This is a genomic window from Amycolatopsis sp. NPDC051716, from assembly GCF_040681595.1.
Classification (GTDB): domain Bacteria; phylum Actinomycetota; class Actinomycetes; order Mycobacteriales; family Pseudonocardiaceae; genus Amycolatopsis.
Genome location: NZ_JBFAZA010000014.1, coordinates 89736 through 113263, shown reverse-complemented (window position 1 = coordinate 113263; position 23528 = coordinate 89736). Strand labels below are relative to the sequence as shown.

Here is a 23528-nt window from a genome sequence, read left to right as displayed (position 1 = left end):
CGTCATGTCCGTGCTGGCCAGACTGAGCCTGCGCAACCGGAGCCTGATCGGCCTGCTCGCGCTGGTCGTCGTCGGCTTCGGCGCCTTCGCGCTGCCGCAGCTCAAACAACAGCTCTTCCCGTCCCTGCAGTTCCCGCAGGCGCAGATCGTCACCGCGTACCCGGGGGCGTCGCCGGACGCGGTCGACCGGCAGGTCTCCGAGCCGCTGGAGGGCGGGCTCCAGGGGCTGAAGGGCCTCGAGCAGGTCACTTCGACGTCGTCGGACGGTGTTTCGCGGGTCGTCGCGCAGTTCGAGTTCGGCACGGACATCGACGCCGCCGTCTCGCAGATCCAGCAGGTGGTGAACCAGGTCCGGGCGCGGCTGCCGCAGAACACCGAGCCCACCGTGTCCGCGGGCAGCACCGACGACCTGCCGGTGGCGCTGGTCGCCGCGGGCACCGCCGGGGACCCGCAGGCGCTCGCGCCCGCGCTGACCGACCAGGTCGCGCCGGAGCTGCGGAAGATCGAGGGCGTCCGCACGGTGACCGTCACCGGCGTGCGCCAGCCGCGCGTCACCATCACGCTCGACTACGCGAAGCTCGCCGCGGCGGGTGTCGACCCGGCGTCGATCGCGACCACGCTGCAGACCGCCGGCGCCTCGGTGCCGGCGGGGACGCTGAGCGAAAACGGCAAGACGCTGTCGGTGCAGGTCGGCGGCGGTCAGACCACTGTGGACAGTCTCCGCAACCTGTACCTGACGCCGGCCGCCCGGGCGGGCGCCCCGGCGCGCGGTCCGGTGAAGCTGGGTGACGTCGCCGACGTCCAGGCCGGGTTCGCGCCGCCGACGTCGATCACGCGCACCAACGGCAAGCCGAGCCTCGGTCTGTCGATCACCATGGTGGACAACGGGAACGCCGTCGCCATTTCCGGCGCGGTCCGCGACAAGCTGCCGGACCTGGCGAAGAAGACCGGCGCCGAGATGAGCGTCGTGTTCGACCAGGGCACCCCGGTGAAGGACGCGATCAGCGGCCTGACCACCGAAGGCCTGCTGGGGCTGGCGTTCGCGGTCATCGTCATCCTGCTGTTCCTGCTGTCGGTGCGCTCGACGCTGGTGACCGCGGTGTCGATCCCGCTGTCGGTCGTCGTCGCGCTGCTGGCGCTGTGGACCGGCGACCTGTCGCTCAACCTGCTCACCCTCGGCGCGCTCACCATCGCGATCGGCCGGGTGGTCGACGACTCGATCGTCGTGCTGGAGAACATCAAACGCCACCTCGCGTACGGCGAGGAGAAGGAACGCGCGGTGCTCGACGGCGTCCGCGAGGTGGCCGGCGCGGTCACCTCGTCCACGCTGACGACCGTCGCGGTGTTCCTGCCGATCGCGTTCGTCGGCGGGTTCGTCGGCGAGCTGTTCTCGCCCTTCGCGATCACCGTAACGGTGGCGCTGCTGGCCTCGCTGCTCGTGTCGCTGACCGTGGTTCCCGTGCTGGCGTACTGGTTCCTGAAGCGGCCCGCGGTCCCGGCGGACGCCGTCGAGGCCGAGCGGGCGCGCGAGGCGGCCGTCGAGAAGGAACGCCGCAGCATCCTGCAGCGCGCCTACCTGCCGGTGATCCGGTTCGCGACGCGGCGGCGGCTCACCGTCGTGCTGCTGGCCCTGCTGATCTTCGCCGGCACGGTCGGGCTCGCGACGCGGCTGAACACGAACTTCCTCGACCAGTCCGGCGGCACCACGCTGAACATGACGCAGAAGCTGCCGGCCGGCACCAGCGTCGAGGCGAAGGAGAAGGCGGCCACGGCCGTCGAGCAGGCCCTCGCGGCGGAGCCCGCGGTGCAGACCTACCAGGTCAGCATCGGCGGCGGCGGGGCGTTCGGCTTCGGCGGCGGGACCAACACGAGCATCTCGGTCACCGTCGCCAAGGACACCGACCTCGACGCGCTGTCGGACCGGCTGCGGTCGAAGCTGACGTCGCGCCCGGACCTGGGCGAGATCAAGATCGGCGCGGACGCGTCCGGGTTCAACTCCGACCAGGTGTCGGTGTCGGTGACCGCGCCGTCGGAGGCCGCGCTGAAGCCGGCGTCCGACCAGGTGGCGCAGGCGCTGCGCGGGGTGTCCGGGCTGACCGAGGTTTCGAGTGACCTGGCCGTCGGCTCGCCGCGGGTGCAGGTCGAGGTGGACGACGCCGCGGCCGCGGCGCGCGGGCTCTCGGCGAGCACCATCGGGCAGATCGCCAACCAGGCGATCGCCGGGCGCACGGTGACGCAGCTGCCGGTCGACGGGCAGCGCACGGACATCGTGCTGCGCGCCGGCACGGCTCCGGTCACGGTCGACCAGGTGAAGGGCCTGCAGATTCCCGGCCCCGGCGGCGTCGTCCGGCTCGACGAGGTGGCCAAGGTGTCCACTGTGGACGGACCGGCGTCGGTGCACCGCACCGGCGGCGACCTGAGCACCACGGTGACCGCGAAGAACACCGGTGACGACCTGACCAAGACCACCGCGGACATCAAGTCCAAACTGGACGGACTGACGTTCACCGGCGGGGCGGCGTACTCGCTCGGCGGTGTCAGCCAGGATCAGCAGGAGGCGTTCTCCAACCTGTTCCTGGCACTGCTCGCGGCCATCGCGATCGTGTTCCTGATCATGGTGGCGACGTTCCGGAGCCTGATCCAGCCGCTGATCCTGCTCGTGTCGATCCCGTTCGCGGCGACCGGCGCGATCGGGCTGCTGCTGGCCACCGGCACCGCGCTCGGCCTGCCGTCCCTGATCGGCATGCTGATGCTGGTGGGCATCGTCGTGACCAACGCGATCGTGCTGATCGACCTGATCAACCAGTACCGCGCCGAGGGGATGAGCGTCGCCGACGCCGTCACCGAAGGCGGCCGGCGCCGGCTGCGGCCGATCCTGATGACCGCGGCGGCGACGATCTTCGCGCTGGTCCCGATGGCGCTGGGCATCACCGGCCAGGGCGGGTTCATCGGCCAGCCCCTGGCGATCGTGGTGATCGGCGGCCTGGTCAGCTCGACGCTGCTGACCCTGGTCCTGGTCCCGACCCTCTACACGATGGTCGAGACCCGCAAGGAACGCCGGCGCGCCCGCCGCCAGGCCCGCCGCACCCCGGCCCAGGCCCCGGAGTCGGAGTCCCTGAACCCGGAACTCGCGTGATCAGAACGCCGACACCCGTGATTTGAGGGTCGACACGCGTGATCAGGAGGACGACACGCCGGAGCCACGGCAGGCCCGGCGTGTCGTCGCTTCAATCACGGGTGCCGGCTCCGCAATCACGCGTGTCGACCCTTCCGTCACCGGGTCCGCTCACTGGCGGAAGCGGTAGGTCTTGCTGTCGAAGAGGATGCAGATGCTCGGGGACATCACGACCACGCGGAGGGTGTTGTCGCGCTCGTCGAAGTCGATGCCCTCGACCTCGAACGAGCCCGAGCAGCCGCTGCGGAGCGGGAGCTGGCCCAGGGACGTCACGTGGCCGGTGACGTCCGAGCCGGACAGCGGGCCGGCCAGGTCGACCTGCAGCAGCGGCTTCGTCGTGCCGAAGAGGCTGCCGTCCGGGTCGTCCGACGAGCAGAGCAGGCGGGTCGCGGTCTGGAAGTCGCAGCCCTGGACGTCGCGGACCGGGTGGTCCAGGCGGATGGTGCCGGCCAGCGGCAGGTTCTGGGCCGGGTTCGTGGCGACCACGCCGGGCATTGGGTGCACCAGCAGCCGGTCCATGGTGCCCCACTCCCCCGCGACCAGCCAGCGCGCGTCCGGCGACACCGCGGCGAAGGAGTTGTTGTTCGCTTCCCACGACTCGAGGGTGTGCTGGTAGTTGGCCCACGAGCCGTCCGGGGCCTGGACGCGGAAGAGCTTCGCGCCGCGGTCGTCACGCTGGTAGGGCTCGACGTACCAGCCCTGGGCCGAGCCCGGGTCGCCGACGTGGTTCCAGCCCTGCGAGTTCAGGTCGGCCGGGATCGTGCCGATCCCGGTGTAGCGGATCGTCGTGCCCGACGGGCGCACGATCGTCGCGAGCCCCTGGCTCTCGTCGAGGGCCCTGGCGTTGTCGGAGCCGACCTCCGTCCAGCCGGTGACGGCCTGGGCCAGCGCGGGTGCGGCCACGGCGAGCAAGGTGACGAGGGTGAGCACGATCCCGGTTCTGCGCATGTGCGACTCCGGTGGGTGAGGGAACCTGGTCCGCTGGATCTACCAGGACTCCCGCACCCGGCACACCCGCCGAATGAAGGTTTTTCACGTTTGTTCGGCTATCTGTCCGTTTCCGGACAGCCGAAAGACCCGGCGGGCTCACCCGCCGGGATTCAGGCCCCGATCACTTACCGGGGCGGAGGCTGTCGTAGATCTCCTTGCAGGCCGGGCAGACCGGCGACCCGGGCTTCGGCGACTTCGTCACCGGGAAGACCTCGCCGCAGAGCGCCACCACGTGAGTGCCCATGACCGCGCTCTCGGCGATCTTGTTCTTCTTCACGTAGTGGAACATCTTCGGGGTGTCGTCGTCGGTGGTGTCCGTGCCCTCGGGCGTGGTTTCCGGCTTCGTCAGCGTCTCGGTGCTCACCCGCCCATTGTGCCCGAGTCCCGCCGAACCTCCCGCGATCGGCCCCTCGGCCTGGCAGGATCGGCCGCATGTTCCAGAAGGTGCTCGCGACGTTCGGCTCGGGCGGGGCGCGGATCGACGCCCGCCTGCTGGAGTCCACCGCCGCCCCCGGCCACCCGCTGCACGGCGAGGTGCTGCTGCTCGGCGGCGAGGTCGACCAGGAGATCAAGGGGCTCGCCGTGACGCTGCTGGCCCGCGTCCAGGTGCCCGGCGACCGGACCGAAGACCTCCCGTTCGAGACCCGGCAGCTGGTCGGCAGCGAGGTCATCCGGGCCGGGCAGCGGATCCGGGTGCCGTTCGAGGTGCCGCTGCCCTGGGAGACGCCGGTGACCAGCGTCTACACCAAGCCGCTCACCGGCATGGCGGTCGGTGTCCGGACCGAGCTCGACCTGGCCGCCGCGGTCAGCGACCCGTTCGACGCCGACGCCGTCGCGATCGAGCCGCTCCCGGCGCAGAAGCGGATCCTCGACGCGCTGAGCCGGCTCGGCTTCACCTTCCGCGAGGCCGTCCTCGAGCAGGGCCGGGTCGACGGCGCCCGCCAGCAGCTGCCGTTCTTCCAGGAGATCCGCTTCACGCCTTCGCCGCGCTTCGCCGGTGTCTTCGCCCAGGTCGCCGTCACCTTCCTGACGTCGGCCGAGCGCACCGACGTCGTGCTGGAGGTCACCAAGCGGGTCCGCGTGAGCAAGAGCGGCGGGTTCGGCGGCCGCGGCCAGGACTTCCTCGGGATGTTCACCGTGCGGCCGGACGTGCAGTGGGAGAAGCAGCTCGAGGACTGGCTCGACCAGGTGGCGCGGCCCCGCGGGATCTTCGACTGATGCGGTGGCACGACGCGGTGGCCGCGCTCGGCGGCGAACCCGGGGCCTGGCCGCGGCTCGAAGCCCGGTACGCCGAGCCCCACCGTCGCTACCACACGCTCACCCACGCGGCCGCCGTCGCGCGCGACTCCGCCTGGCTGGCGGCGGGCCTCGGGGAGACCGGCCGCGCGATCCTCGCCGTAGCGGCCTGGACGCACGACGTCGTCTACGACGCGAAGCCCGGTCAAGACGAACGCGCCAGCGCCGCTTGGGCTCGCGAAGCCCTGGCGGGGGTGGCCGCGGCGCACGTCGAGCGCGTCGAAGGCCTGATCCTCACCACGATCGGGCACGACGCACCGCCGGACGACCTCCTGGCCACCGCCCTCCTCGACGCCGACCTCGCCATCCTCGGAGCGCCCGAAGAGCAGTACGCGGAGTACGCCCGCGGCGTGCGCGAGGAGTACGCGAAGTACCCCGACGACGTCTGGCGCGAGGGGCGCATCGCCGTCCTCGAGCGCATGCTGTCCCGGCCGCTTTACCGCAGTGAAACCGCGCGAACACGCTGGGCGAGCGCCGCCGAAAAGAACCTGACCGCCGAGCTGACCCACTGGCGCCGCGCGCGGGGCGATCACCGATGATGGTCTCTCGTGACTACCGCACTCTCCCTGCACGAAGAGGTCGCCTCGGCGCTGCGTGACGGGCACCCCGTCGTCGCGCTGGAGAGCACCATCCTGTCCCACGGCCTGCCGCCGGGCCGCAACCTCGACGTCGCCCGCCGCCTCGAAGGCGTGGTCCGCGACGGCGGGGCCGTCCCGGCCACGATCGCGGTGCTCGACGGCCGGGTCGTCGTCGGCCTCTCCCCCGCCGAGCTCGAGCGCGTCTGCGCCCCGGACGCCGGGCTCGACAAGCTCTCGCTGCGCGACCTCGGCCCGGCCGTCGGGCTCGGCCGCTCCGGCGCGACGACCGTGGCGAGCACGTCGGCGCTGGCCGCCGCGGCCGGGATCGGGATGTTCGCCACCGGCGGGCTCGGCGGCGTGCACGTCGGCGCCGCGCAGAGCTGGGACATCTCGGCGGACCTCGGCGTGCTGGCGAAGGTGCCGACCGTGGTCGTCTGCTCCGGCGTGAAGTCGGTGCTCGACATCCCGGCCACCCTCGAAGTCCTCGAGACGAACTCGGTGCCGGTGCTGGGCTACCGCACCGGCGACTTCCCGGCGTTCTACCTGCGCTCGTCGGGGCACCAGGTCGGCTGGCGGGTCGACGACCCGAAACAGGCCGCCGCGGTCATCGACGCGCACCGCGCGTACGCGAATTCCGGCGTCCTGCTCGCGAACCCGATCCCGGAAGCGTCCGAAATGGACAAAGAACTGCACGACCGGCTGCTCGCCGAGGGCCTCGCGCTGGTCGAAGAGCGGAACGTGCACGGCGCCGAAGTCACCCCGGTGCTGCTGGAGCACTTCCACACCGCGAGCGGCGGGGTCAGCATCGACGCGAACGAAGCGCTGGTGCTGAACAACGCCAAGCTGGCCACCGAGGTCGCGGTGGCGCTGGCATGAGGGGGATCGTGGTGGTCGGCGACGCCGCCCTGGACGTGATCGCCCGGCACGACAAGCCGTTGCCGCACGGCGGCGATGCCCGCGCGAAGATCCGCTTCACCGGCGGCGGCGCGGGCGCCAACACGGCGCTGTGGCTGCGGCACCTCGGCGCGGAGACGACGTTGCTCGCGCGGATCGGCGACGACCCGGGCGGCCGGCTGATCAAGGCCGAGCTGGAAGCGGCGGGCGTGCGGTGCGCGTTCTCCGTCGACCCCGAGGCGCCCACCTGCTGCGTCGTCGTCATGGTCGACGGGTCCGGGCAGCGCAGCATGCTGGCCGACCGCGGCGCGAACCAGCGCTTCGCGCCCGAGGACGTCACCCCGGAGGCGCTCGCCGGGGCGAGCCACCTGCACCTTTCGGGGTACGTGCTGCTCGACCCGCCGTCGCGCGCCGCCGGTCTCGCCGCACTGGCCGCGGCGAAGGAAGCCGGACTGACCACGTCGGTCGACCCGCAGGCCGCCGCGCACATCACCGACCCGGCCGCCTTCCTGGCCGACGTCCGCGGGGTCGACCTGCTGATGCCGAACACCGAAGAGCTGGTCGCGCTGACCGGTTCGGCCGACCCGGTGTCGGCGAAGGAACTGCTCGGCACGGTCGGCGCGGTGGTCGTCACCGCCGGGCTCGACGGGGCCAGCTGGGTCGACGCGGGCGGCGTCACGAGCGTGCCCGCGGTCGAGGCGGAGTGCGTCGATTCGACCGGCGCGGGCGACGCCTTCGACGCGGGCGTGCTCACCGGCTGGCTGGCCGGGGAGTCCACTGTGGACGTCCTGCGGCACGGGACGCGGCTGGGCGCGCTGGCCGTCGGGAAGGTGGGCCCCCAGCCGGTCTGAGCCTCAGCCGTCGATGACGCGGTGGGTGGTGCCCTCGATCGCCGTCGCCTCGCGCCGGTAGGTGTTGACCTGCTCGGTCTTGCGGGGCGGGCGGTCGTTGGCGATCAGCACCGCGATCCACGGCAGCGGCACCGAGATCGCCAGGAAGCCCAGCGCCAGCCACCACACGTGGTAGGTCAGCCCGGCCGCGATCAGGCACGGGATGCGGCAGCCCATCATGATCACGTACTTGCGTTTGCGCGTGGCGAGCTGCTGTTCGTACGACGGGGCTGCCGCGGTGATCAGCACCGGGTCCGAGTCGTTGGCGGGCATGGTCACTGCACCACCTCCGCTGTCCATCGTCCCACTTGCGGGGTTCATCCGACACCGGGGTGACGCATCTTGCTCAACGCGGCCACCACGAGGGTTTCGATGCCCGTGCGCAGGGTCGGGTGCAGCACCGGGGCGAACCGCGGCGAGTGGTTGGACGGGACGTCGCGCTCGAACCGGCCCTCGGTCATCGCGGTGATCACCGTCTGCGGGTCGAAGCCGCCGACCAGCCAGAACACCGACGGCACGCCGGCCGCGCGGCCGAACTCGCTGAAGTCCTCACTGCCGGTGATCAGCGGCGCCGGCAGCACCACGTCGGTGCCGAAGTGGCCGCGGAAGACCTCGGTGAGGGCCTCGTTGGCGGCCTCGTCGTTTTCGGTGATCGGGTACGAGCCGGACCGGACGATTTCCGGCGGCTTCGGCGCGCCGGCCGTCGCCGCCTCGCCGTGCACGATCCGCTCGACCGCGGCCAGCACGCGCTCGCGGACGGCCTGGTCGAACGACCGGACGTTGACTTCCAGCACGGCGTCGTCGGCGATCACGTTGCTCGCGGTGCCCACGTGCAGCGAACCGACCGTGACCACGGCCGAGTCGGTGGCGGCGATCTCGCGCGACACGATCGTCTGCAGCTTGAGCACCACGGACGCGGCCAGCACGGCCGGGTCGACGGTGGTCTCCGGGCGCGAGCCGTGGCCGCCGCGGCCGTGCAGGGTGACGCGCAGCGTGTCGGTGGCGGCCATGATCACCCCGGGCCGGGTGAGCACCCAGCCGGCCGGGCCGGGGACCAGGTGCTGCCCGAACACGACGTCGGGCTTCCCCGCGACGTCGAACAGGCCGTCGCGGACCATCGCCACGGCGCCGCCCGCGCCCTCCTCCCCCGGCTGGAACACCACCAGCAGCGTGCCGGCCCAGGTGTCACGGCCCTTCGCGAGCAGCGCGGCGGCGCCGGACAGCCAGGTGGCGTGCATGTCGTGCCCGCAGGCGTGCATGACGGGGACCTCGTTGCCGTGCTCGTCGGTGCCGCGGACCGTGCTGGCGTAGGACAGCCCGGTCTTCTCCTCGACCGGCAGCGCGTCGATGTCGGCCCGCAGCAGCACGGTGGGTCCCTCGCCGTTGCGCAGCACGCCCAGCACGCCGGTGCCGGCGATGCCGGTGTGCACCTCGTAGCCGTCGCCCTCCAGCCGCCGGGCCAGCTCGGCGGCCGTCCGGGTCTCGGCGAACGACAGCTCCGGGTGCCGGTGGAGGTCGATGTACAGCGCTTCGAGCTCGGGCAGCGCCGCGTCGAGCGGGGCGAGGACGCGTTCAAGGGTCACGGGGGCCATCGTGGCAGCATTACCCACCGTGAGCACGCGAAGCGTACTGCCCGACCTGTCCGACGACGTCTGCGCGCGGCTGCGCGAGGCCTTCCGGCGCACTTCCTACGACGCCGACGGCGTGGTGGCGGCCCTCGGCGGGGCCGCGCACGCGGCGCTGGGCCGGGGCGAGCCGGTGCCGGCCGAACGCGCGAGCCGGGACGCGGGTGACCTCGGCACGCTGATCCGGCTGTTCCTGCTGGGCGGCACCGAGCCGGAGACCGCGGTCAAGGCCGCCTTCGCGCCGCTCGCGCCCGAGGACGCCGTCTCCGCCGGGGTCCTGTCGGCGGCCGACGGCGGCTACCGGGCCGCGCTGGACATCCGGCCGCACGGCGACGAGGAGGGCTCCTGGTGGGTCGTGTCCGACCTCGACGCCGACGTGCTCGGCACCACCGTGCCCGAGGACCACGTGCTCGGCGTCGGCCACGCGTCGCTGTCGCTGATCCGCGCGACCAGCCGCCGCCCGGTCGGCACCCTGCTCGACCTGGGCACCGGCAACGGCGTGCAGGCGCTGCACGCAACCCGGCACGCCCAGCGCGTGACCGCGACCGACGTCTCCGCGCGGGCCCTCGCCCTGGCCGCGGCGACCTTCCGGCTGAACGAGCTGGACGTCGAGCTCGTCCGCGGGGAGTGGTTCGCGCCGGTCGCGCGGCGGAAGTTCGACCAGGTCGTGTGCAATCCGCCGTTCGTGGTCGGCCCGGCCCGCGTCGACTACACCTACCGCGACTCCGGGCTGGCCGGCGACGACGCGAGCGCGCTGGTCGTGCGGCAGCTGCCGGGGTTCCTCAACGACGGCGGCACCGGGCACCTGCTCGCTTCGTGGCTGCACACCTCCCGCGAGGACTGGGCCGACCGGGTGAGCCGCTGGCTGCCCGCCGAGACCGACGCCTGGTTCGTCCAGCGCGACGTCGCCGACCCGGCCCTCTACGTCGGCACGTGGCTGCGGGACGCGGGCCTCGACCCGCGCTCGCCGGAGGGCCGGGCGAAGGCGGCGGCGTGGCTCGACTGGTTCGCCGCCAACGACGTGCGGGGCATCGGCTTCGGCTTCGTCACGCTGCGGCGCGCGTCCGGGCGGACACCGACCGTCGTGTGCGAGGACCTGCGGCAGGCTTACGACGACCCGCTGGGCCCGGAAGCGGCGGGCTGGCTGGACCGCGTGGAATGGCTGCGCGAATCGGGTGATTCGCTGCTTGATGTCCGATTTGTGGTGCCCGACACGGTTTTGCTCGAAAGCGTCGAGGAACCCGGTGACGAAGGCTGGGCGACGACCATCCGGCGGCTGCACCGCACCGACGGGCCGGGCTGGCAGCACGAGGTCGACGAACTGGCCACGCGGCTGCTGGCCGGGTGCCGCGGCGCGTTGCCGCTGGAGGACCTGATCGAGCTGCTCGCGGCGGCGCAGGGCCTGTCGTCCGAGGAGCTGGCGGCCGCCGCGCTGCCCGTCGTCCGGGAGCTCGTCCGGCACGGCATGCTCGTCCCGGCGGACCAGTGAGGGCGGTCGCGGCCCGCGTCACGCGGGCGGACGTCACCGTCGGCGGCGAGGTCGTCGGCGCGATCGACGAGCCGGGATTGCTTGTGCTGCTGGGAATTCACGTCGATGACGACGTCGCGAAGGCCGGCACGATGGCGCGCAAACTGCACGAACTGCGGGTGTTGCGCGACGAGGAATCATGCGCCACCGCGAATGCACCGCTGCTCGTGGTGAGCCAGTTCACGCTCTACGGCGACACGAAGAAAGGACGGCGGCCGTCGTGGACGCAGGCCGCCCGGCCGGAGGTCGCGGAGCCGTTGGTGGACGCCGTCGTGGCCGAGCTGCGCGGGCGCGGCGCCACGGTGGCGACGGGCCGTTTCGGGGCCATGATGGCGGTCTCGAGCGTGAACGACGGTCCGTTCACGGTTTTGGTTGAGGTCTAGACCATTGCGATCTGGTTCAGTTTCTGACCGGATTCATATGGAATTCTCAGGTTCCCCGGTCACGGAACGTTCTCAGCAAAAGCTCAGCATTGGTTGAGCAACCGGATCGCTCCGGCAGCCGTCTTCTCCTATGACGAGCCGGGAACGTTTTGGGAACCCGGAGCGTTGTGCCAGATGTCCAGCCAAGCCGGCCGGACCGGCGTACCGGGATCCACAGGCCTCGGTGCGCGGGTGCGCACACCGGTGGACGACCGCAGCAGCACGTTCAGCCCGTGACCGGGGAGGCAGAATGTCAGTCCAGACTCTCGAACGCGAGTCGCGCGGGATTCGCGAGCGTATCCCGGCTCAGGCGACCGAGGAGTCGGTGATGAGCGTGGGGACGCTCACCGACGCCGACCTCGACGCCCAGAGCCCCGCCGCCGACCTCGTCCGCGTCTACCTCAACGGCATCGGCAAGACGGCCCTGCTGTCCGCGGCCGACGAGGTCGAGCTGGCGAAGCGCATCGAAGCCGGCGTGTTCGCCCAGCACATGCTGGACACCGCCGAGGAGCTCACGGCCAAGCGCCGCACCGAGCTGGCCGCGCTGGTCCGCGACGGCCACGTGGCGAAGAACCACCTGCTGGAGGCCAACCTCCGCCTGGTGGTCTCGCTCGCCAAGCGCTACACCGGCCGGGGGATGCCGCTGCTCGACCTGATCCAGGAGGGGAACCTGGGTCTCATCCGCGCGGTGGAGAAGTTCGACTACTCCAAGGGGTTCAAGTTCTCGACCTACGCCACCTGGTGGATCCGGCAGGCCATCACCCGGGGCATGGCCGACCAGGGCCGCACCATCCGGCTGCCCGTCCACCTGGTGGAACAGGTGAACAAGCTGGCCCGCATCAAGCGCGACCTGCACCAGCAGCTCGGCCGCGACGCGACGCACGAGGAGCTGGCGGCCGAGTCGGGCATCCCGGCGCACAAGATCTCGGACCTGCTCGACCACTCGCGTGACCCGGTAAGCCTGGACATGCCGGTCGGCGCGGAGGAGGACGCCCCGCTGGGCGACTTCATCGAGGACTCCGAGGCCACCGACGCGGAGAGCGCCGTGATCTCGGGCCTGCTGCAGGACGACCTGCGCCGGGTGCTGGCGACGCTGGACGACCGCGAGCAGCACGTGATCCGCCTGCGCTACGGCCTCGACGACGGCCAGCCGCGCACGCTCGACCAGATCGGCAAGCACTTCGGGCTGTCCCGCGAGCGCGTCCGCCAGATCGAGCGCGAGGTCATGTCGAAGCTGCGCCAGGGCGAGCGCGCGGACCGGCTCCGCGCCTACGCCAGCTGATCGCTTCTCGGCCGAGGGCGGGTGCACGATGTGCACCCGCCCTCGGCCATTTCCGCACCTCGCTGACCAGGCGTTCGGCCAAGCGCGAAAATCTCCCACGAAAACCGGGTTTCACCCTTCACGGGCCTGGGTAGCAACCCTCCGCCAGCACCCGTTCGGCGGCGTTGACTTATGACCTGCGTCACGCCAGCCTCGAAGTGCCGGCGCAGGCCTCGCGACCGGGTGTGCACGCATCCGGGAGCTTTCCCCGGGAGGTCGGGTCCGTCGGGGTGGACCCGGCCTCCCGACCAGCTTCCCGCAGCAGCGCACCCGGCCGGCCAAGGCTCGTACCCAGACGGTCGGCTCGCGTACCCAGACAGTCGGCTCGCGTACCCGGACGGTCGGCTCGCGTACCCAGGCGGTCGGCTCGCGTACCCGGACGGTCGGCTCGCGTACCCGGACGGTCGGCTCGCGTACCCGGACGGTCGGCTCGCGTACCCGGACGGTCGGCTCGCGTACCCAGGCGGTCGGCTCGCGTACCTGTATGCCGAACGGTCGCGGGCGGCATCACCGGCACCCCACCCAGCCCTCCCCGCCACCCCGATCCGAAGCCAGAACACGGACGGTGGTGCCGGGTCAAGGCATCTTTCCCGCCTTGACGCGGTACCCCCGTCCGTCGTCACAATCGGGCTTCGGGGTGGTGGGCCCGAACCGGCTTCGGGGTGGCGGGTCCCGGAAGCCGCGTGGGGTGGCCCACAGTGACCGCATACCTCTTCGGCGTGGCCGCCGCACCTGCGTAGGGTGGACCGATCCCGGAGCTGGCAAAGGAGCCTGGCAAGTGCCGTCCACCCCGTTTCAGCACACCGAAGTCCTGCCGCTGGGCAAGGACACCACCACCGAATACCGGTTGGTCACCGACGAAGGCGTCGAGACCGTCGAAGCCGCCGGGCGCACCTTCCTGAAGATCGCCCCGGAAGCGCTCACCACGCTCGCGCGCACCGCCATCACCGACATCCAGCACCTGTTGCGCACGTCACACCTGCGGCAGCTGCGCGCCATCGTCGATGACCCCGAAGCGAGTGGCAACGACCGGTTCGTCGCCATGGACCTGCTGCGCAACGCCGCCATCTCCGCCGGCGGGGTGCTGCCCATGTGCCAGGACACCGGGACCGCCATCGTCATCGGCAAGCGCGGCGAAGGCGTGCTCACCGGCGGTAACGACGAGCGCGCCCTCTCGCAGGGCATCTTCGACGCCTACCAGCAGCTGAACCTGCGGTACTCGCAGATGGCGCCGGTCAACTTCTGGGACGAGCGCAACACCGGCACCAACCTGCCCGCGCAGATCGAGCTGTACCACAAAGACGGGCAACAGAACCCGGCCTACGAGTTCCTCTTCATGGCCAAGGGCGGCGGCAGCGCCAACAAGACGTTCCTCTACCAGGAGACCAAGGCCGTCCTGAACCCGAAGCGGCTCGCGCGGTTCCTCGACGAGAAGCTGCGCAGCCTCGGCACCGCCGCCTGCCCGCCCTACCACCTCGCGATCGTCGTCGGCGGGATGTCGGCCGAGTTCAACCTCAAGGTCGCGAAGCTCGCCTCCGCCCGCTACCTCGACACGCTGCCGCAGGAGGGCTCCGAGCTCGGCCACGCCTTCCGCGACCCGGACCTCGAGCAGCAGGTGCTGGAGATGACCCGGCAGTTCGGCATCGGCGCGCAGTTCGGCGGCAAGTACTTCTGCCACGACGTCCGGGTCATCCGGCTCCCCCGGCACGGCGCGAGCTGCCCGGTCGGCATCGCCGTCTCCTGCTCCGCCGACCGGCAGGCCAAGGCCAAGATCACCGCCGACGGGGTGTTCATCGAGCAGCTCGAGCGCGACCCGGCCCGCTTCCTGCCCGACGTCACCGAGGAAGACCTCTCCGACGACGTCGTCGCCGTCGACCTCAACCGGCCGATGGCCGAGATCCGCGCGCAGCTCTCGCAGCTGCCGGTCAAGACGCGGCTTTCGCTCACCGGGCCGCTGGTCGTCGCGCGGGACATCGCGCACGCCAAGATCGCCGAGCGCCTCGACGCCGGCGAGGAGATGCCGGATTACCTGAAGGACCACCCGGTCTACTACGCGGGCCCGGCGAAGACGCCCGAGGGCTACGCGTCCGGTTCGTTCGGCCCGACCACGGCCGGGCGGATGGACTCCTACGTCGAGCAGTTCCAGGCCGCCGGCGGCTCACTCGTCATGCTGGCCAAGGGAAACCGTTCGAAGCAGGTGACCGCCGCGTGCGAGGCGCACGGCGGGTTCTACCTCGGTTCGATCGGCGGCCCGGCGGCGCGGCTCGCGCAGGACTGCATCAAGAAGGTCGACGTGCTCGAGTACGCCGAGCTGGGTATGGAAGCCGTCTGGAAGATCGAGGTCGAGGACTTCCCGGCGTTCATCGTCATCGACGACAAGGGCAACGACTTCTTCGCCAGCACCGGCGACCCGGTGCTGCAGATCAGTTTCCGTTAGAGAGCAAGGGAAGGGGACACCGGCCCGCCGCCGGTGTCCCCTCCTCGCTCAGCCGACGCGCTCGATCCGCGCGCGCCGGATGAGGAACTTGCCGGGCTCCCGGACCTGTTCGAAGGCCGCGTTGTTGAGCAGCGTGCAGCTGCCCGACACCGACGTCACCGACACCGTGGTGGACTTCGAGTTGTCCAGGTTGGTCACCTTGAGCTTCGTCCCGGCCGGGAACTGGTTGCTCGACGCGGCCGGCGCGCCGCCCTCGCCCGACAGCGTCACGGTCGAGCCGGGGCACACCACCTGGCCCACCGCCGCGCCCGCGCTGGCGGCCGGCTGCTCCTGCTTCTTCTGCTGCCCGGGCGCCTGCGCCTTGCCCGGCGCGTTGCCGGAGTTCCCCGGGGCCGCGGCGGCCTGACCGTTGTTCGCCGCGACGTTCGCCGTGCAGCCCGCCACTTGCCGCCGCTGCTGGATCAGGTCCACCACGGCCTGCCGGTTGGTGATCCGCGCGGCCGACTGCGCGTCCGGGTTCGCCTGCTGGCCCGCGATGAAGTTCAGGTTGTTCTGCAACGCGGTGTCGAGGCCACCGCAGTTCTCCTTGGGCGCTTCGGCCGCGTTGCCCGCGGGACTGCTCAGCGCGATGGCGGTCGCGGTGATGCCGGCGACGCCCAGCAACGCGGCCATTCCGACGGTCGCCTGCTTGCGGTGCCGGCCACTGCTCAACCGGGGCATGGGGCCCCTCCTCTCTGATCGCCACCTCACTCCGGGACACGGCCCGGTCACGGCGGCGGTTCAGCGGGAGCCCTGACAATTTTCGACAACTTCGACGAACCGGACCACGGGTGTCACGTGGTCCGGACCACCGCCGGGCGATCGTCCACTGCGGACAGCACGCGGCCCCCGGGGAGGTCTCCCCCGGGGGCCGCGGCACGGCGATTTACTTCGGCGGCGTGGTCTTCAGCACCACGGTGCGCTGATCCAGCGGCGCGGCCAGGGCGACCGAGATCACCGGGTAGCGGATGTCCATCGTGCACATCTGATTGGTCTGGGCCTTCGTCTCGCTCAGGTTGACGACGACGTGGTCGCCCGCCTGTTCGGCCGCTTCGCCGAGCGCGTGCCCGCAGCCGCCTTCCTGGGCGCGGATGTTGAGGACCGTGCCGCCGTTGGCCGTCCACACCTCGCGCGGGAACCCGGCGGGCAGCGCGGTCGCGTCGAGCTGGCCCGCCGGCACCTGGGTGCTGCCCTCGGGCACGGTCAGCCGGGGCTTGCCCGGCGGGTTGGGCTCGGGCGGGGCGGGCAGCACCGATCCACTCGGCGACGGCGACGGCGACGCCGGTGCGGGCACCGACACGCTGCCGGTCGATCCCCCGGGCCGGTTGGTGGGCATGTCCTGGCCGGCGCAGGCCGTCACCATCAGCAGGAGTGCGCCTGTCCCGACCACCTTCGCTGAGTACCTCATGCCCCCAAGACGGAACGAGGGCGGCACGGGGTTGCACCGGAATGGTCTGGGAGGGCGTCCCGGGCATCCCGGGGCCGCCCTCCCAGCGTCCGGGGGTCAGCCCTGGCGGAGCACGACCGTGCGCGTGCCGAGCGGCGCCACGAGGGCGAGCGGCACCTTGATCTCCTTGATGTAGTCCGGGCACATCTGGCCCTTGGGCGCCGACGCCACGGCGACCAGCACGACCACCTGCTGCGCGGTCTGCTCGCTGACGCGCGCCGAGACGCGGCGGCAGCCGCCCTCCTCGGCCTGCAGGATCAGGGTCCGGCCGTCGAGGCTGCGGGTGAGGCTGCGCGGGTAGCCCTCGGGCAGCCCGCGGGCGTCGACCTGGGTCTCGGCGACGACGTCGTCGCCCGGCGCGATGCCCTGCGTCGGCCGGCCGACCGTCTGGGACGGCGGCGGGCCGGGCGCCGGGGACGATGACGGGCCGAGGGTGGGCGTCACGGTCCCGGGCACGCTCGTGGACGTCGTGGGCGCCGAGCCGGTGCCCGCCGGGGCGCCGGCGCCGGAATTCGCGGCGCAGGCCGTTGCCGTGAGCAGCAGCAGGCCCGCGCCCAGCAGTTTCACCGTGGTACGCATACCTGCCAGACGGAGTGGACCCGCCCGGGGTTGCATCCCGCCCGCAACGCCACCCTCAGAGCCGGCCGGCGGCGACGAAGACGCACACCGCCAGCAGCACGACGTTGATCCCGGCGTTGCGCCACTCGGCCGGCTCGTGCCGCACGATCGCCAGCCTGCCGTGCATCGCCATGGCGCCCAGCATCACCACGGCCAGCCCGACGGCCGCCCAGCCGGTCAGGACCGGCGCGATGCCCAGCAGCCGCGGCAGGACCAGGCCCACCGCGGCGAGGAGTTCGCAGATCGCGGTGAACCGGACCACGGGCAGCGGGTACGCCGCGGCACCGGTTTGGCCGGTTTCGAGCATCCGCTGCCGCGACATCGTCGACTTGAGCGCGCCCGACACGGCGAAGAGCACGGCCAGCAGCACCTGACCTGTCCACAATGCGGCGTTCATCTCGTCCTCCCGGTTCGGTGGCTTGCGGGAGGGACGAGGGCACCGCGCGAAACGTGACAGCTCCTCAGCCGGCGGACCGGCCCAGGCGGGTCGTGAAGCTGAGCCGGTCCCCGCGGTAGAGCGACCGGACCCGCTCGAACGGCACCCCGTCCGGCCCCCACGAGACGCGGTGGGTCAGCAGCATCGGCAGCGCCGGGTTCGTCCCGATCAGCAAGGCCTCACGCGGGGTGGCCAGCACCGTCTCGACCCGCTCCTCCGCCCCGTCGAACACCACACCGAGCTTCCCGGTCAGGCACGCGTGCAAGGACTGCCGGGGGTCGAAGACGTCGAGGAGGTCCGGGAACCGCGAAGCGAGGAGATATGTCGACTCGAGCCCGACGCGCTCCTCGTCGGCCAGCAGGACCCGCTCGAGGTGGAAGACCTCGGCGTCCGACGTCACCTGCAGGTCGGCGGCCAGCGCGCGGCCGGCCGGGCGCCGCTCCCGGGTGATCACCGTGCGGCCGGGCCGGATGCCCTGGCGCCGCAGCCCCTCCGTGTAGCTCACCAGGGCCAGCGGCTGGACGAGCTTCGGGCCGGCGATGTACGTGCCGCTCCCCTGGCGGCGGCTGAGGCGGCCCTCGAGCACCAGCTCCGCGACCGCCTGCCGTACCGTCGCCCTCGACACTTCGAACCGTTCGCACAATTCCCGTTCCGTGGGCAGCACCGCTCCTTCGCCGAGTTCCGCGATCACCGCCAGCAGTTCGACCTTGACCGCGTAGTAACGCGGGACGCGGCCGTGTTCGGGAATCCCGTCGAGGACGGGACCGTCGGCGGACAGGCGGGAATGGTGCGAAGGGGCAGGCACGGAATCGACCCTATTCGGTTCTTCGCCCGCCGTGGTTCGCTGTGGCGCGCAACACGGCCGACAGCTGGAGGATCACCCGGATGCCCCCGACTTCCCTCACCCGCCGGCTCGGCCTCGCCGACGCCGTTTTCCTCGGCCTGGGTTCGATGATCGGGGCCGGCGTGTTCGCCGCGTTCGCGCCGGCGGCGCGCGCCGCGGGGGCCGGATTGCTCATCGCATTGGTGCTCGCGGCCGTCATCGCTTACTGCAATGCGACGTCGTCGGCGCGGCTCGCCGCGATTTACCCGGAATCCGGCGGCACCTACGTTTACGGGCGGGAAAGGCTCGGTGAATTCTGGGGCTACCTCGCCGGCTGGGGATTCGTCACCGGGAAGACCGCCAGCTGCGCCGCGATGACGCTGACCGTCGTCGCCTACGCCGCGCCCGGGCTCGGGCAGCCGTGGCGGAGCCTCCTCGCCGTCGCGGTGGTCGCCGCGCTCACCGCCGTCAACTACTTCGGGGTGCACCGGTCGGCGCTCGCCACCCGGGTGATCGTGTCGTGCACCCTGCTCGTGCTCACGGTCTCGGGAGTGGCGATGGCCGCCGGGCCGTCCGGCGGCGGCCCGCTCGTCGCCTGGCCGGGTGGCGGCGGCGTGCTCGAAGCGGCCGGGCTGCTCTTCTTCGCCTTCGCCGGGTACGCGCGGCTCGCCACCCTCGGCGAGGAGGTCCGCGACCCGGCCCGCACCATCCCCCGGGCCATCCCGCTGGCCCTCGGCATCACCCTCGTGGTCTACGCCGCGCTGGCCGTGCTGCTGCTCGTCCGGCTCGGCCCCGCCGCGCTCGCCGCGAGCCCGGACCCGATCGCCGCGGCCGTGCCGGGGTGGCTCGCCCCGGTCGTCCGGGTGGGCGCGGCCGTCGCCGCGCTCGGTTCGCTGCTCGCGCTCATCCTCGGCGTCTCGCGCACGACGCTGGCGATGAGCCGCGACGGCCACCTCCCCCGCTTCCTCGCCGCCGTGCACCCGCGCTACCAGGTGCCGCACCGGGCGGAGCTCGCCGTCGGGCTCGTCGTCGCCGTGCTCGCCGCGACGATCGACCTGCGCGCCGCCATCGGCTTCTCGTCCTTCGCCGTCCTGACGTACTACGCGATCGCCAACGCCGCCGCCCTCACCCTGCGCGGGAAGGCGCTGCCGGTCGCCGTCCTCGGCCTCGCCGGGTGCGTGGTGCTCGCCTTCAGCCTGCCGCTGCCGTCGGTGCTCGCCGGCTGCGTCGCGTTGTTGCTCGGCGTTTCGGCCTACGGCGTTCGCCGGATCCGCCGGTGAGAAATCACCCAACCGCCCGAAAGATCCGAAGAAAGTCGGTTGTCCCGGTCTTGACCACCTGGTGTAGTCATGGGGCCGCCGACGGCAATGGCTTCCACTGTGGACACTGGAAGGACTGATCCCCTTGGTTCCCAAGCGCTGGTTCACCCTGCTCAGAAACGCCACCACCACGCTGGCCGCGGTCGCCGCGGCCGCGGCGTTCGCCACCCCGGCGATCGCCACCGCCGCCCAGCCGCCGTCCACCGACGTCGTCGGCGGCACCCGGGCCGCCCAGGGCGAATTCCCGTTCATGGTCCGGCTTTCCATGGGCTGCGGCGGGGCGCTCTACACCAAGCAGATCGTCCTGACCGCGGCGCACTGCGTCAGCCGGACGGGTTCGAACACCTCGATCACCGCCACCGTGGGCGTGGTCGACCTGCAGAGCTCCAGCGCGCAGAAGATCCGCTCGACCTACGTCTACCAGTCCCCCACCTACGGCTCCTCGACCGGCGGCGACTGGGCGCTGATCAAGCTGGCCAGCCCGGTGAGCGGGCTGGCGACGATGCCGATCGCGACGACCAGCGCGTACAACACCGGCACGTTCACCGTGGCCGGCTGGGGCGCGGCCCGCGAAGGCGGCGCGCAGCAGCGGTACCTGCTCAAGGCGACGGTCCCGTTCGTCGACGACGCCACCTGCGCCGCCCAGGGCGGCAGCTACCCCGACCTCATCCCGAGCGCCGAGATCTGCGCGGGCAACCTCGCCTCCGGCGGCGTCGACACCTGCCAGGGCGACTCCGGCGGCCCGATGTTCCGCCGGGACAACAACAACGCCTGGATCCAGGTCGGCATCGTCAGCTGGGGTGACGGCTGCGCCCGGGCGCACGCCCCCGGCGTCTACACCGAGGTGAGCACGTTCGCGTCGAAGATCGCCGCGGCCGCCGCCACGCTGTAGCCGTTCACGCACGAGAAAGGGGCCCCGCCGCGGCGGGGCCCCTTTCCTGCGGTTCAGCGGGTCTTGTCCAGGCGGGAAAGCGCTTCTTCGTAGCCGGCGACGAGCTCGGCGACGACGTCGGCCACCGGACGGACCTGGTTCATCCGGCCGACGATCTGCCCGACCGGCATCGACACCACGCTCGGGTCGTTCGCCGCGTGGATCCGGTTGTGGGCGGGGGAAACCAGCAGGTTCTGGAGGGGCATCGGCAACGGCTCGGGCGCGTCCGCCGCGGCCCACGCCTCGGTCCAGCGGGTCTTCAGCAGCCGGGCCGGCTTGCCGGTGTAGATCCGCGTCCGCACGGTGTCCGACGACGTCGCCGCGACGAGCGCCTGCTGCATCGCCACCGATTCACCCATCGTCTGCAGGTACTCCTCGGTGGCCAGCCACATCGACCCCATCCAGACGCCGGACGCGCCGAGGGCGAGCGCCGCGGCCATCTGGCGGCCGGAACCGATTCCGCCCGCGGCGAGCACCGGCACGTCGACCGCGTCGACGATCTCCGGCACCAGCACCATGGACGCGATCTCGCCGGTGTGCCCGCCGGCTTCGTAGCCCTGCGCCACCACGAAGTCGACGCCGTTCTCGACGTGCCGCACCGCGTGCTCGGCCTTCCCGGCGAGCGCCGCGACCGGGACACCCTTGTCGTGGCACTGGCCGATGACGTCCGCCGGCGGCGAGCCGAGCGCGTTGGCGATCAGCTTGATCGGGTGGTTCAGCGCCACCTCGACGTGCGAGCGGGCGACCGAATGCAGCCAGCCGAGCACCCCCGCGCGCTCGTCGGTGTCGTCCGGCAGGGGCGGGACCGAGAGCTCCTTCAGGACGCGGTCGACGAACGCGCGGTGCCCGTCCGGGATGAGCTTCGCCAGGTCGACCTGCGTGCCCTCGGCGGGCACCTTGGCCGGCATGACGATGTCGACGCCGTACGGTTTCCCGCCGGTGTTCTCGTCCATCCAGGTGAGCACCCGGTCGAGCTCGGCGGCGTCGTTGAACCGCACGCAGCCGAGCACGCCGAGCCCGCCGGCGCGGCTCAGTGCCGCGGCGACGTGCTCCGACGGGGTGAACCCGACGATCGGCAGGTCGATGCCGAGCCGGTCGCACAGGGGTGTCCGCACGGTGTAGTCCTCCTCAGACGGGCTGGGCCGCGGCCGGTTCGTGCTCGGCGGCGTAGCGCTGGGCCCACGGGTAGTCCGGCTTGCCGCTGGGCGAACGGCCGATCTCGCCGGCCAGCCAGACCGTCCGCGGCACCTTGTAGCCGGCGATCTCGCCGCGGACGTGCTCTTCGATCGCCGTCAGGTCTCCTTCGGCGCCCTCGCGGAGCTGGACGACGGCGGCGACGCGCTGGCCGAGCCGCTCGTCCGGGACGCCGATGACGAGCGCGTCGAAGACGTCGGGATGGGACTTGAGCGCCCCTTCGACCTCTTCCGGGTAGACCTTCTCGCCGCCGGTGTTGACGCACTGGGAGCCACGCCCGAGCAGCGTGACGGTGCCGTCCTCCTCGTAGCGGGCGTAGTCGCCCGGGACGACATAACGGACGCCGTCGACCTCGACGAAGATCTTCTTGCTCTTCTCGGGATCGCCGTAGTAGCCGAGCGGGACGTGCCCGCGGCGGCCGATCAGCCCGACCGCGCCGGGCTTCTTTTCGACGAGGTTGCCGTCGTCGTCGAGCAGGATGGCGTCCTTGCCGAAGCTGACCCGCGGGCCGGCGCTGTGGTCGGAGCCCTTGGCCACCATGCCGATGCCGGTGAAGCCGCTCTCCGACGAGCCGATGGCGTCGGTGATCACGGCGTGCGGCACGAGCTCGACGAACTCCTGCTTCACCGACTGCGAGAACAGGGCGGCGTGGCTCGAGACGGCGACGATCGACGACGCGTCGTAGTCGCCCTCGCGGAAGGCCTCGATGAGCGGCCGCGCCATCGCGTCGCCGACGATCGTGAGGACCTGGACCTTGTGCTCCTGCACGGCCTTCCAGATCTCGTGGGCGTCGAAGCGGGGCACGAAGACGACGGGGCTGCCGGTGAACAGCGCCCCGAACGCGGCCCACTGCGCGGCGCCGTGGATCAGCGGCGCGGCGGGCAGCCGGGTCAGGCTCCCGGCCTTGCCCTGCTCGGCGAGCGTCCACTCGTCCGGGATGTACTCGCCGGTGACGAAGTTGATCCCGCCGCCGAGCGCGCGCCAGACGTCCTCCTGCCGCCAGAGCACGCCCTTCGGGTAGCCCGTGGTGCCGCCGGTGTAGAGGATGTAGAGGTCGTCGTTGCTGCGCTCCTCGAAATCGCGCTCGGGGCTCTGGGCCGCGAGCGCGGATTCGTAGTCGACGCCGCCGTAGCTCTCGTAGTCGCCGTCGCTGCCGTCGTCGATCACGACAACGTGTTTCAGTTTCGGCGCCTCCGGCAGCACCGCGGCGACCTTGCCGGCGTAGCTGCGTTCGTGGACGAGCGCGACGATCTCGGCGTCGTTGAAGAGGTAGACGAGTTCGCCGTGCACGTACCGGTAGTTGACGTTGACGGCGATCGCGCGCAGCTTGTACGCCGCGATCATCGCCTCCAAGGCCTCGATCGAATTGCGGGAATAGACCCCGATGTGGGACCCGCGTCCCACGCCGTGCGCGGCGAGGTGGTGGGCGAGCCGGTTGGCCCGCGCCTCCAGTTCGGCGAAGGTGACCCGCCGGTCGCCGCACACGACCGCGACGCGCTCCGGCACGGCGTCGACGGCGTGCTCCAGAAGATCCGCGATGTTGAGTGCCACGCCCTCAAAGTAGA

Annotated in this window: 22 protein-coding genes; 11 read left to right on the top strand and 11 right to left on the bottom strand. The window is 71.9% G+C overall.

The genetic code is table 11. The features are described 5' to 3' along the window. The first annotated feature begins 4 nt into the window (after nt 1-4). Nucleotides 5-3136 (top strand): efflux RND transporter permease subunit, encoded by a 3132-nt coding sequence (locus tag AB0M30_RS20905; RefSeq protein ID WP_364585847.1) that lies wholly within the window; start codon nt 5-7, stop codon nt 3134-3136. A gap of 150 nt (nt 3137-3286) precedes the next feature. On the opposite strand, the gene AB0M30_RS20900 is transcribed toward AB0M30_RS20905, so the two are convergent. Together AB0M30_RS20900 and AB0M30_RS20895 are read right to left on the bottom strand one after the other, a co-directional pair. Then, complete coding sequence (locus AB0M30_RS20900) at nt 3287-4123, bottom strand: hypothetical protein (protein ID WP_364585845.1); 837 nt, start codon at nt 4121-4123, stop codon at nt 3287-3289. 163 nt (nt 4124-4286) lie between these two features. After that, nucleotides 4287-4529, bottom strand: coding sequence for a DUF3039 domain-containing protein (locus AB0M30_RS20895; protein WP_034284335.1), 243 nt, complete (start codon nt 4527-4529; stop codon nt 4287-4289). A 68-nt stretch (nt 4530-4597) separates the two neighbouring features. Between AB0M30_RS20895 and AB0M30_RS20890 the strand changes: the two genes are divergently transcribed. The 4 genes from AB0M30_RS20890 to AB0M30_RS20875 are packed head-to-tail and all read left to right on the top strand — an operon-like array spanning nt 4598 to nt 7784. After that, nucleotides 4598-5383, top strand: a complete 786-nt coding sequence (locus AB0M30_RS20890) for a sporulation protein (protein WP_364585843.1) — start codon at nt 4598-4600, stop codon at nt 5381-5383. After that, nucleotides 5383-6000, top strand: coding sequence for a hypothetical protein (locus tag AB0M30_RS20885; RefSeq protein WP_364585841.1), 618 nt, complete (start codon nt 5383-5385; stop codon nt 5998-6000). The genes AB0M30_RS20890 and AB0M30_RS20885 overlap by 1 nt, the downstream gene beginning before the upstream one ends. A 9-nt stretch (nt 6001-6009) precedes the next feature. Beyond that, nucleotides 6010-6915, top strand: a complete 906-nt coding sequence (locus tag AB0M30_RS20880) for a pseudouridine-5'-phosphate glycosidase (RefSeq protein WP_364585839.1) — start codon at nt 6010-6012, stop codon at nt 6913-6915. Further along, nucleotides 6912-7784: a sugar kinase gene (locus AB0M30_RS20875; RefSeq protein WP_364585837.1), complete on the top strand. Its 873-nt coding sequence runs from the start codon at nt 6912-6914 to the stop codon at nt 7782-7784. The genes AB0M30_RS20880 and AB0M30_RS20875 overlap by 4 nt, the downstream gene beginning before the upstream one ends. 3 nt (nt 7785-7787) lie before the next feature. Here the strand turns inward: AB0M30_RS20875 and AB0M30_RS20870 are convergent, their stop codons facing one another. Continuing rightward, entirely contained in the window at nt 7788-8123 is a 336-nt protein-coding gene (locus tag AB0M30_RS20870; RefSeq protein ID WP_364585835.1) for a DUF3099 domain-containing protein, read from the bottom strand. Nucleotides 8124-8140: 17 nt separating this feature from the next. Beyond that, nucleotides 8141-9406 (bottom strand): amidohydrolase, encoded by a 1266-nt coding sequence (locus tag AB0M30_RS20865; RefSeq protein WP_364585833.1) that lies wholly within the window; start codon nt 9404-9406, stop codon nt 8141-8143. Between the two features lie 28 nt (nt 9407-9434). Here AB0M30_RS20865 and AB0M30_RS20860 point away from each other — a divergent pair, with 28 nt between their 5' ends. The 4 genes from AB0M30_RS20860 (at nt 9435) to AB0M30_RS20845 (ending at nt 15156) form a co-directional block, all read left to right on the top strand. Further along, nucleotides 9435-10937, top strand: coding sequence for a methyltransferase (locus AB0M30_RS20860; protein ID WP_364585831.1), 1503 nt, complete (start codon nt 9435-9437; stop codon nt 10935-10937). After that, a complete protein-coding gene (gene dtd, locus AB0M30_RS20855) occupies nt 10934-11359 on the top strand; it encodes a D-aminoacyl-tRNA deacylase (RefSeq protein WP_364585829.1) in 426 nt (141 codons plus the stop codon). The genes AB0M30_RS20860 and dtd overlap by 4 nt, the downstream gene beginning before the upstream one ends. A 289-nt stretch (nt 11360-11648) precedes the next feature. Beyond that, the gene (locus AB0M30_RS20850; protein WP_364585827.1) at nt 11649-12680 is read left to right on the top strand and encodes a sigma-70 family RNA polymerase sigma factor; all 1032 of its coding nucleotides are present in this window, start codon (nt 11649-11651) and stop codon (nt 12678-12680) included. Nucleotides 12681-13497: 817 nt separating this feature from the next. Continuing rightward, nucleotides 13498-15156 (top strand): fumarate hydratase, encoded by a 1659-nt coding sequence (locus AB0M30_RS20845; protein WP_364585825.1) that lies wholly within the window; start codon nt 13498-13500, stop codon nt 15154-15156. Nucleotides 15157-15204: 48 nt separating this feature from the next. Here AB0M30_RS20845 and AB0M30_RS20840 read toward each other — a convergent pair whose 3' ends face one another. The 5 genes from AB0M30_RS20840 to AB0M30_RS20820 form a co-directional block, all read right to left on the bottom strand. Then, nucleotides 15205-15876, bottom strand: a complete 672-nt coding sequence (locus AB0M30_RS20840) for a hypothetical protein (RefSeq protein ID WP_364585823.1) — start codon at nt 15874-15876, stop codon at nt 15205-15207. Between the two features lie 205 nt (nt 15877-16081). Beyond that, nucleotides 16082-16603: a hypothetical protein gene (locus AB0M30_RS20835; protein WP_364585821.1), complete on the bottom strand. Its 522-nt coding sequence runs from the start codon at nt 16601-16603 to the stop codon at nt 16082-16084. Between the two features lie 96 nt (nt 16604-16699). Further along, nucleotides 16700-17221 (bottom strand): hypothetical protein, encoded by a 522-nt coding sequence (locus AB0M30_RS20830; RefSeq protein WP_364585820.1) that lies wholly within the window; start codon nt 17219-17221, stop codon nt 16700-16702. Nucleotides 17222-17276: 55 nt separating this feature from the next. Next, nucleotides 17277-17657, bottom strand: coding sequence for a DoxX family protein (locus tag AB0M30_RS20825; RefSeq protein ID WP_364585818.1), 381 nt, complete (start codon nt 17655-17657; stop codon nt 17277-17279). 64 nt (nt 17658-17721) lie between these two features. Beyond that, nucleotides 17722-18501, bottom strand: coding sequence for a GntR family transcriptional regulator (locus tag AB0M30_RS20820; RefSeq protein ID WP_364585817.1), 780 nt, complete (start codon nt 18499-18501; stop codon nt 17722-17724). 80 nt (nt 18502-18581) lie between these two features. On the opposite strand from AB0M30_RS20820, the gene AB0M30_RS20815 reads away from it, so the two are divergent. Next, on the top strand, nt 18582-19799 hold the full coding sequence (locus AB0M30_RS20815) for an amino acid permease (RefSeq protein WP_364585815.1): 1218 nt from the start codon (nt 18582-18584) through the stop codon (nt 19797-19799). Between the two features lie 124 nt (nt 19800-19923). Next, nucleotides 19924-20730, top strand: coding sequence for a serine protease (locus tag AB0M30_RS20810; RefSeq protein WP_364585813.1), 807 nt, complete (start codon nt 19924-19926; stop codon nt 20728-20730). Nucleotides 20731-20783: 53 nt separating this feature from the next. Here the strand turns inward: AB0M30_RS20810 and AB0M30_RS20805 are convergent, their stop codons facing one another. Then, a complete protein-coding gene (locus AB0M30_RS20805) occupies nt 20784-21884 on the bottom strand; it encodes a nitronate monooxygenase family protein (RefSeq protein WP_364585811.1) in 1101 nt (366 codons plus the stop codon). Between the two features lie 13 nt (nt 21885-21897). Beyond that, nucleotides 21898-23514, bottom strand: coding sequence for an acyl-CoA synthetase (locus AB0M30_RS20800; protein WP_364585809.1), 1617 nt, complete (start codon nt 23512-23514; stop codon nt 21898-21900). Nucleotides 23515-23528: the final 14 nt, after the last annotated feature.

What these genes read in the sequence shown, in the direction of transcription:
- AB0M30_RS20825 (WP_364585818.1), bottom strand. Translation starts at nt 17,657, where the DNA reads ATGAACGCCGCATTGTGGACAGGTCAGGTGCTGCTGGCCGTGCTCTTC.
- AB0M30_RS20905 (WP_364585847.1), top strand. Translation starts at nt 5, where the DNA reads ATGTCCGTGCTGGCCAGACTGAGCCTGCGCAACCGGAGCCTGATCGGC.
- AB0M30_RS20885 (WP_364585841.1), top strand. Translation starts at nt 5,383, where the DNA reads ATGCGGTGGCACGACGCGGTGGCCGCGCTCGGCGGCGAACCCGGGGCC.
- AB0M30_RS20850 (WP_364585827.1), top strand. Translation starts at nt 11,649, where the DNA reads ATGTCAGTCCAGACTCTCGAACGCGAGTCGCGCGGGATTCGCGAGCGT.
- AB0M30_RS20830 (WP_364585820.1), bottom strand. Translation starts at nt 17,221, where the DNA reads ATGCGTACCACGGTGAAACTGCTGGGCGCGGGCCTGCTGCTGCTCACG.
- AB0M30_RS20835 (WP_364585821.1), bottom strand. Translation starts at nt 16,603, where the DNA reads ATGAGGTACTCAGCGAAGGTGGTCGGGACAGGCGCACTCCTGCTGATG.
- AB0M30_RS20890 (WP_364585843.1), top strand. Translation starts at nt 4,598, where the DNA reads ATGTTCCAGAAGGTGCTCGCGACGTTCGGCTCGGGCGGGGCGCGGATC.
- AB0M30_RS20900 (WP_364585845.1), bottom strand. Translation starts at nt 4,123, where the DNA reads ATGCGCAGAACCGGGATCGTGCTCACCCTCGTCACCTTGCTCGCCGTG.
- AB0M30_RS20875 (WP_364585837.1), top strand. Translation starts at nt 6,912, where the DNA reads ATGAGGGGGATCGTGGTGGTCGGCGACGCCGCCCTGGACGTGATCGCC.
- AB0M30_RS20840 (WP_364585823.1), bottom strand. Translation starts at nt 15,876, where the DNA reads ATGCCCCGGTTGAGCAGTGGCCGGCACCGCAAGCAGGCGACCGTCGGA.
- AB0M30_RS20815 (WP_364585815.1), top strand. Translation starts at nt 18,582, where the DNA reads ATGCCCCCGACTTCCCTCACCCGCCGGCTCGGCCTCGCCGACGCCGTT.
- AB0M30_RS20870 (WP_364585835.1), bottom strand. Translation starts at nt 8,123, where the DNA reads ATGGACAGCGGAGGTGGTGCAGTGACCATGCCCGCCAACGACTCGGAC.